Genomic DNA, 7,346 nt, shown 5'->3' on the forward strand with positions numbered 1-7,346 from the left:
TCACGCGGGCACCGACGAGGGCGGTGACGGGAGCGGTCACGCGGGCGCCGACGAGCGCCGTGACGGGGGCGGTGACCGGGCGGCGGCGATGGGCGCCGGCGGCGGTCGCGGCGCGGGGCGCGGGTGGGGCGGCGGGAGAGCCGGGCGAAGACGGCGACCAGGACCGGCACGGCGGCCGTGGCGGAGCTGACGGTGAGGCCGTCGGTGAGGCCCGGCGGGCGGAAGGCGCAGGCCAGGTGGGAGGCGCCGGCGCCCAGCGGGACGGCGAGCATGCCGAGGACGGAGCCGGGAGCGGCGGCGGCGCCGCCGTCCACGGAGCAGGACCAGCCCTCGGTGGCGGGGACGGAGACCAGCGCGGTGCCGGCGGAGCCCGCCGGGAGCGTCGCGCCGAGGGAGTGCCCGCCGGCCTCGACCCGGGTGGCGCCGGTGGCGGTGAGGCGGGTCACGGCGGCTTCCAGGGCACCGGCCCGCAGACAGCCGATCGGGCGGGCGGGGACCTGGCTGACGGCGTCCGAGCGCAGGGTCACCCGGACCACGCCGTCCGCCGGTACGGTTCCCAGCCGGTGGACCGCCACCGCCGTGGTGGGCTGTTCGCCGTCGCTGCGGTAGCTGGTGCCCAGGCCGCTGACCGTGCCCCGGTACCAGACCCCGTGGAAGTAGGCCGTCCCGCCCGGCGTGCAGGTGGCGGAGAACACCGTGCCCTCGCCGCCGCCCGGCACCGACCAGCCGCTGGTGCCGTGCAGGGTCGGCGCCGGGCCGCCGGCCGGGACGGGCAGCGGGGTGTCGTAGACCTGGCTGCCGAGCAGCGACTCCTGCCGGGACCAGACCGAGGAGGTGTCCGTCCGGGCGCCCGGCGGCAGCACGGTGACCAGCGGCGGCGCGGCCGCCCGGGCCGGGGTGAAGCCGTCCGGGGGCGGCCCGTCGTCCAGGTGGGCGCGGACCGCGAACAGCGCCCGCCCGACCGGGTCGGTGACGACGGCGATCTGCCGGCCGCCGGCCGTCCAGCCCGCACCGAGGCCGTGCAGCAGCAGGGCGGCGACGGTGGGCAGCGAGCCGCTCGCGTAGCCGCCGCCCTGGCCGTCCAGGAGCAGCGGATCGTTGGCGGTGAAGGCGTGCGGGCCGGGGTCGCTGCGGCCGGCCGGCCAGTCGGCGCCCGCCTGGACGGCCGCGTACCCGGCCCGGACGGCGGCCGGGGAGACGGTGTCGGCGGGGGCCGAGGCGAAGGCCGCGTACCCGGACCAGACGGCGTTGCCGAGGACCGCGGCGCCGAGCACCCAGGTGGCCGCGGTGGTCGCCCGGCGGTCGGTGTGCCGGCGGTCCAGCACCGCGAGCGCGGCCGGCAGGACGACGGCGCCGACGCCCAGCACCACCCAGGTGGAGGCGGGGACCGACTGCCGGCCCGCCGCCAGCCCGGCGACCACCGCGACCACGGCGGCGCCGCCCAGCAGGGTGAGGAGGTCCGGCCGGTGGGCCAGTGACACCCAGCCGGCCAGGACCAGCAGCCCGCTGAGCGCGAAGGCGACGCGGTACGGCCCGCCGGCCGGGATCGCCAGACCGTGCCAGACCACCACGGTCGGGGTCCACAGGAACCCGAGCACCACCAGGACCAGCGCCGTGCACCAGACCGCCCGCTCGCGCACCCGCACCCGCCGGTTGAACGGCAGCCCGCACACCAGCAGCAGCCCGAGCACGCCGATCGCCACGTCCGGCAGCGGCCGGCCGCCCTGGACGGTGGGCAGCAGCCGGGCGAGGTGCCCGCCGAGGCCGGCCGGGCCGAGCGGCAGCACCGGCGACTCGGGCTGGGCGCCGCGGGCTGCACGGACGGCGACGAACAGCACGGGGGAGGCGAGCAGCACCCCGACGGTGGTCGCGGTGACGGCCCGGCCGGTGGCCCGGGCCCGGTGCCGGAACGGCCGGGGGGTGGCGAACAGCCGGACGGCGAACAGGAGTCCGGCCGCCAGGGTGGCCAACGCGGCGGTGTACAGGTTGCCCGCCCAGGCGAGCGCCACGCACAGCGAGCCGGCCACCCAGCGCCGCTCGTGCAGGCACCAGTCCCCGACCAGGCCGAGCAGCGGCAGCGAGACCAGGCCCCAGAGCCACATCGGCGCGGCCCCGCCGACGTCCAGCACCCAGGCGCAGAGCCCGTACCCGACGGCGGCGAGCGCCCGCAGCCGCCGGGGGCCGGGGTGGAGGCGGCCCAGCAGGTGCGCCATGAGCGCGGTGGCGAGGCCGATGGTGGCCAGGGCGACCAGCAGGACGGCGAGCCGCCCCTGGTCGCGCGGGAGCAGCACGGTGAGCCAGGAGAACGGATTCATCAGGTAGGCGAAGAAGTCCGCCAGGAAGGGGACGCCGTAGCCGCTGTTCCAGTTGAACAGCAGGTCCCCGGTGGTCCGCCCGTGCAGCAGGTCCCACAGGTGCGCGTGGTAGGGCACCGCGACCTCGCCGGCCCCGGCCGGCCACCGCCCGCTCAGCGCGGCCGCCAGCCCGTACCCGCCCACCGCCAGAGCGGCCGCGCCCGCGCAGACCGACACCTCCCGCCGCCGCTCCGTCCTCACGCACGCGCCCCGTTTCTGCCAGGAACCCCGGATCACGCCACATTAGGCGCGCCCCCGGCGCACCCGTGTCCACACGCGCCCCGCCGGAGGGTGATGCGCCCCCGGACGCGGCGGCCGGGGGTCCGGAGACACCCGAACGAGTCCGGATGCTGGACACGAGGTGTCAGGGACTGGGACGGCGGAGTAGGGTCCGACCATGTCTCGCACCATTCGTCTCGCAGTTGTCCCGGGTGACGGCATCGGCCAGGAAGTGGTGGCCGAAGGCCTCAAGGTCCTGGAGGCCGTGCTCGCCTCCGACGTGAAGCTGGAGACCACCGAGTACGACCTCGGCGCCCGGCGCTACCACCGGACCGGCGAGACGCTGCCGGACAGCGTGCTGGCCGAGCTGAAGGCCTTCGACGCGATCCTGCTGGGCGCCATCGGCGACCCGAGCGTGCCGTCCGGGGTGCTGGAGCGCGGGCTGCTGCTCAAGCTGCGGTTCGCCTTCGACCACCACATCAACCTGCGGCCGGGCCGGCTGTTCCCCGGCGTGCGGTCCGCGCTGGCCGGCGAGCCCGAGATCGACTTCGTGGTGGTCCGCGAGGGCACCGAGGGCCCGTACGTCGGCAACGGCGGCTCGCTGCGCACCGGCACGCCCCACGAGGTGGCCACCGAGGTCAGCGTGAACACCGCCTACGGCATCGAGCGCGTGGTGCGCGACGCCTACCGCCGGGCCCAGGCGCGGCCGCGCCGCAAGCTCACCCTGGTCCACAAGAACAACGTGCTGGTGCACGCCGGGCACCTGTGGTCGCGGATCTTCGCCGAGGTCGGCCGGGAGTTCCCGGAGGTCACCACCGAGTACCTGCACGTCGACGCGGCCACCATCCACCTGGTCACCCAGCCGCAGCGGTTCGACGTCATCGTCACCGACAACCTGTTCGGCGACATCCTGACCGACCTGGCCGCCGCCGTGACCGGCGGCATCGGCCTCGCCGCGAGCGGCAACATCAACCCGAGCGGCGAGTACCCGGCCATGTTCGAGCCGGTCCACGGCTCGGCGCCGGACATCGCCGGCCAGGGCAAGGCCGACCCGACCGCCACCGTGCTGTCGGTCGCCATGCTGCTGGAGCACCTCGGCTACGCCGCCGAGGCCGCGAAGGTCGAGGCTGCCGTCGCGGCGGACCTCGCCGAGCGCTCCGGCACCCGTTCCACCTCCCAGGTCGGCGACGCGCTCGCCGCCCGAGTATCCGGCTGACGGCCGGATCGCCACAAGGTCCCGGCCGCACGGGCCGGACCGCACAACCGCAGCTTGCAGCTCCCCGGGGAGCGGATGGCTGTTCGGCACGGCCCTCTGGATGCGAATATCGACAGTGGGCCGTGCCGTCGCGCGTTCGTTCCCGCGTCCGACCGCGGGAACGTTCCTTCGGCGGGGCGGCCCCGATCCAACCCCACGGTGAAGGAAACAGCCATGAGCACGCCCACCCAGGCGCCCATCACGTTCGACCTCAAGCCCTCCGCCCACCCGCTGCCCGCAGCGGAGCGCGAGGCCCGGCTGACCAACCCCGGCTTCGGCCGCGTCTTCACCGACCACATGGTGACCATCAGCTGGACCGAGGGCCGCGGTTGGCACGACGCCCAGCTGGTTCCTTACGCGCCGGTGGAGATGGATCCGGCCAACATGACGCTGCACTACGGCCAGGCGATCTTCGAGGGCCTGAAGGCCTACCGCCAGGCCGACGGCTCCATCGCGACCTTCCGCCCCGAGGCCAACGCCCTGCGCTTCCAGGCCTCGGCCCGCCGCCTGGCGATGCCGGAGCTGCCGGTGGAGACCTTCGTCGAGGCCGTCGAACTGCTTGTCCAGCAGGACCGGGACTGGGTCCCGAACGAGCCGGAGCAGAGCCTGTACCTGCGTCCGTTCATGTTCGCCACCGAGGTCGGCCTGGGCGTCCGCCCGGCCGACTCCTACCTCTTCATGATCATCGCCTCCCCGGCCGGCGCCTACTTCCAGGGCGGCATCAAGCCGGTCTCGGTCTGGCTGTCCAAGGAGTACGTCCGGGCCGCGCCCGGCGGCACCGGCGCCGCCAAGTGCGCGGGCAACTACGCGGCCTCGCTGGTCGCCCAGGCCCAGGCCGCCGAGAAGGGCTGCGACCAGGTGGTCTGGCTCGACGCCGCCGAGCACCGGTGGATCGAGGAGATGGGCGGCATGAACCTGTACTTCGTCTTCGGCGAGGGCAAGGACGCCAGGATCGTCACCCCGGAGCTGTCCGGCGCCCTGCTGCCCGGCATCACCCGCGACTCCCTGCTGCGCCTGGCCTCCGACCTCGGCTACGCCGTCGAGGAGCGGAAGATCTCCACCGACGAGTGGCAGCAGGCCAACGCCGACGGCACCCTCACCGAGGTCTTCGCCTGCGGCACCGCCGCCGTGATCACCCCGGTCGGCTCGGTCAAGTCCGCCGCCGCCGACTGGACCGTCGGCACCGGCGAGCCCGGCCCGATCACCATGGAGCTGCGCCGGGCCCTGCTCGCCATCCAGGGCGGCCAGGCACCCGACACCCACGGCTGGCTGCACAAGATCGTCTGACCGCACCCGCCCGGGCGCCCCACCCCACCGGGGCGCCCGGAGCCGCGACCCCGGAGCGTTCTCCCGGCGCCCGGGCCGCCCCCGCCCGGCGGCCGTTCCGCATCGCGAGACAGCCGGGCCGGATCCTGGAGGCTGTGTCAGACTGCGAGCGTGTCCTCGCTTTCGCTGATTATCGGCAGCAGGCGCGCCGGTCCGCAGTGACCGCTTCCGCAGGACCCGATGCGGAGCGACCACGAGCGTCCAGACCCGCGCGCAGACCTCTCGCACCCGCGAGGGGTCTTTTGCTTTTCGGGCCCAGCCCCCCGACGAGCACTGCCACCGGACCGGCCGACGGCCCTCACGAGGGGCCGGGGACACCGGGACCGCGCGCGGGATCCTGGACAGTGGAGCCGGGACGAGAAATCCGGCAGAGCAGTACGAACCTCCCCGAAACGGAGAACCAGAGGTCATGACCGAGGTCAGCCGTACCGACGACAGTTTCCACGTGTTCGACACCACCCTGCGCGACGGCGCGCAGCGGGAGGGCATCAACCTCACGGTGGCGGACAAGCTGGCCATCGCCCGGCACCTGGACGAGTTCGGGGTCGGCTTCATCGAGGGCGGCTGGCCCGGCGCCAACCCGCGGGACACCGAGTTCTTCGCGCGCGCCGCCGCCGAGCTGGAACTGCGCAACGCCGAGCTGGTCGCCTTCGGCGCCACCCGGCGGGCCGGCGGCAAGGCGGCCGACGACCCGCAGCTCGCTGCGCTGGTCGCCTCCGGCGCGCCCGTGGTGACCCTGGTCGCCAAGGCCCACGACCGGCACGTCGAACTGGCCCTGCGCACCACCCTGGACGAGAACCTGGAGATGATCCGGGACAGCGTCGAGTTCCTGCGCGCGCAGGGCCGGCGGGTGTTCATCGACTGCGAGCACTTCTTCGACGGCTACCGGGCCAACCGCGCGTACGCCCTCGCGGTGGTCCGCGCCGCCCACCTGGCCGGGGCGGACGTGGTGGTGCTGTGCGACACCAACGGCGGGATGCTGCCGGCCGGCGTCCGGGAGACCGTCGCCGAGGTGCTGGCGGACTGCGCCACGTACAAGCCCGGCGCCCGGATCGGCATCCACGCCCAGGACGACACCGGCTGCGCGGTGGCCAACACCCTGGCCGCGGTGGACGCGGGCGCGACCCACGTCCAGTGCACCGCCAACGGCTACGGCGAGCGGGTCGGCAACGCCAACCTGTTCCCGGTGGTCGGCGCGCTGGAGCTGAAGTACGACCGGCGGGTGCTGCCGGCGGGGCGGCTGGCCGAGATGACCCGGATCTCCCACGCGATCGCCGAACTGGTGAACCTGGCCCCGTCCACCCACCAGCCGTACGTCGGCTTCTCGGCCTTCGCCCACAAGGCGGGCCTGCACGCCTCCGCGATCAAGGTCGACCCGGACCTGTACCAGCACATCGACCCGGAGCAGGTCGGCAACACCATGCGGATGCTGGTCTCCGACATGGCGGGCCGGGCCTCCGTCGAGCTCAAGGGCAAGGAGCTCGGCTACGACCTCTCCACCGACCGCGACCTGGCCGGCCGGGTGGTGGCCAGGGTGAAGGAGCAGGAGAACCTCGGCTACACCTACGAGTCCGCCGACGCGTCCTTCGAGCTGCTGCTGCGGGACGAGGTGCGCGGCAACCGGGACCGCTTCTACACCCTGGAGTCCTGGCGGACCATCAGCGAGCAGGGCCCGCAAGGGGTCTCCGGCAACGAGGCGACGGTCAAGCTGTGGGCCAAGGGCGAGCGCCGGATCGCCGTCGGCGAGGGCAACGGCCCGGTCAACGCGCTCGACCAGGCGCTGCGGGCGGCCCTGGAGGGCATCTACCCGCCGCTGTCCACCTTCGAGTTGGTGGACTACAAGGTCCGCATCCTGGAGGGCCAGCACGGCACCGGCTCCAAGACCCGGGTGCTGATCGAGTCCACCGACGGCACCGCCACCTGGTCCACCGTCGGCGTCGCCGACAACGTGATCGCCGCCTCCTGGCTGGCGCTCGAGGACGCGTACACCTACGGCCTGATCCGCGCCGGGCTGGAGCCGACCGAGTAGCCGTCCCGACCTCGCCGGGGCCCCAGGGGACTTCGCCGAGTCCCCTGGGCCACGGGCGGCCCGCTCACCGGAGTCGGGCGAGGAGGGCGTGTTCGACGAGGGTGATGAGGGCGCTCTTGGCGCTGTCGCGGCGGCGGGCGTCGAGGGTGATGATGGGGGTGGT

The 7,346-nt window shown here is 74.6% G+C and carries 4 protein-coding genes and 1 pseudogene; 3 read left to right on the forward strand and 2 right to left on the reverse strand.

Features of this window, described 5'->3' with window-relative positions; translation table 11 throughout:
* Positions 1-2,555, reverse strand: a 2,555-nt coding sequence (locus ABT247_RS29925; RefSeq protein ID WP_350748689.1) for a YfhO family protein, incomplete at its 3' end; no start/stop codon positions are given.
* 196 nt (positions 2,556-2,751) lie between these two features.
* Here ABT247_RS29925 and ABT247_RS29930 point away from each other — a divergent pair.
* From ABT247_RS29930 to cimA, 3 genes are all read left to right on the forward strand, one after another.
* Positions 2,752-3,789: a 3-isopropylmalate dehydrogenase gene (locus ABT247_RS29930; protein WP_350748692.1), complete on the forward strand. Its 1,038-nt coding sequence runs from the start codon at positions 2,752-2,754 to the stop codon at positions 3,787-3,789.
* Between the two features lie 213 nt (positions 3,790-4,002).
* On the forward strand, positions 4,003-5,115 hold the full coding sequence (locus ABT247_RS29935; RefSeq protein WP_350748695.1) for a branched-chain amino acid aminotransferase: 1,113 nt from the start codon (positions 4,003-4,005) through the stop codon (positions 5,113-5,115).
* A gap of 448 nt (positions 5,116-5,563) precedes the next feature.
* Complete coding sequence (gene cimA / locus ABT247_RS29940; protein ID WP_350748698.1) at positions 5,564-7,183, forward strand: citramalate synthase; 1,620 nt, start codon at positions 5,564-5,566, stop codon at positions 7,181-7,183.
* Between the two features lie 64 nt (positions 7,184-7,247).
* Here the strand turns inward: cimA and ABT247_RS29945 are convergent.
* Positions 7,248-7,346, reverse strand: a pseudogene (locus ABT247_RS29945) (ATP-binding protein); the annotation flags it as partial.

The organism is Kitasatospora sp. NPDC001539 (assembly GCF_040298565.1).
In the GTDB taxonomy this organism is placed as follows: domain Bacteria; phylum Actinomycetota; class Actinomycetes; order Streptomycetales; family Streptomycetaceae; genus Kitasatospora.

Excerpts from the sequence above, each read along its gene's own strand:
- ABT247_RS29930 (WP_350748692.1), top strand. The coding sequence starts at position 2,752 with ATGTCTCGCACCATTCGTCTCGCAGTTGTCCCGGGTGACGGCATCGGC.
- ABT247_RS29935 (WP_350748695.1), top strand. The coding sequence starts at position 4,003 with ATGAGCACGCCCACCCAGGCGCCCATCACGTTCGACCTCAAGCCCTCC.
- cimA (WP_350748698.1), top strand. The coding sequence starts at position 5,564 with ATGACCGAGGTCAGCCGTACCGACGACAGTTTCCACGTGTTCGACACC.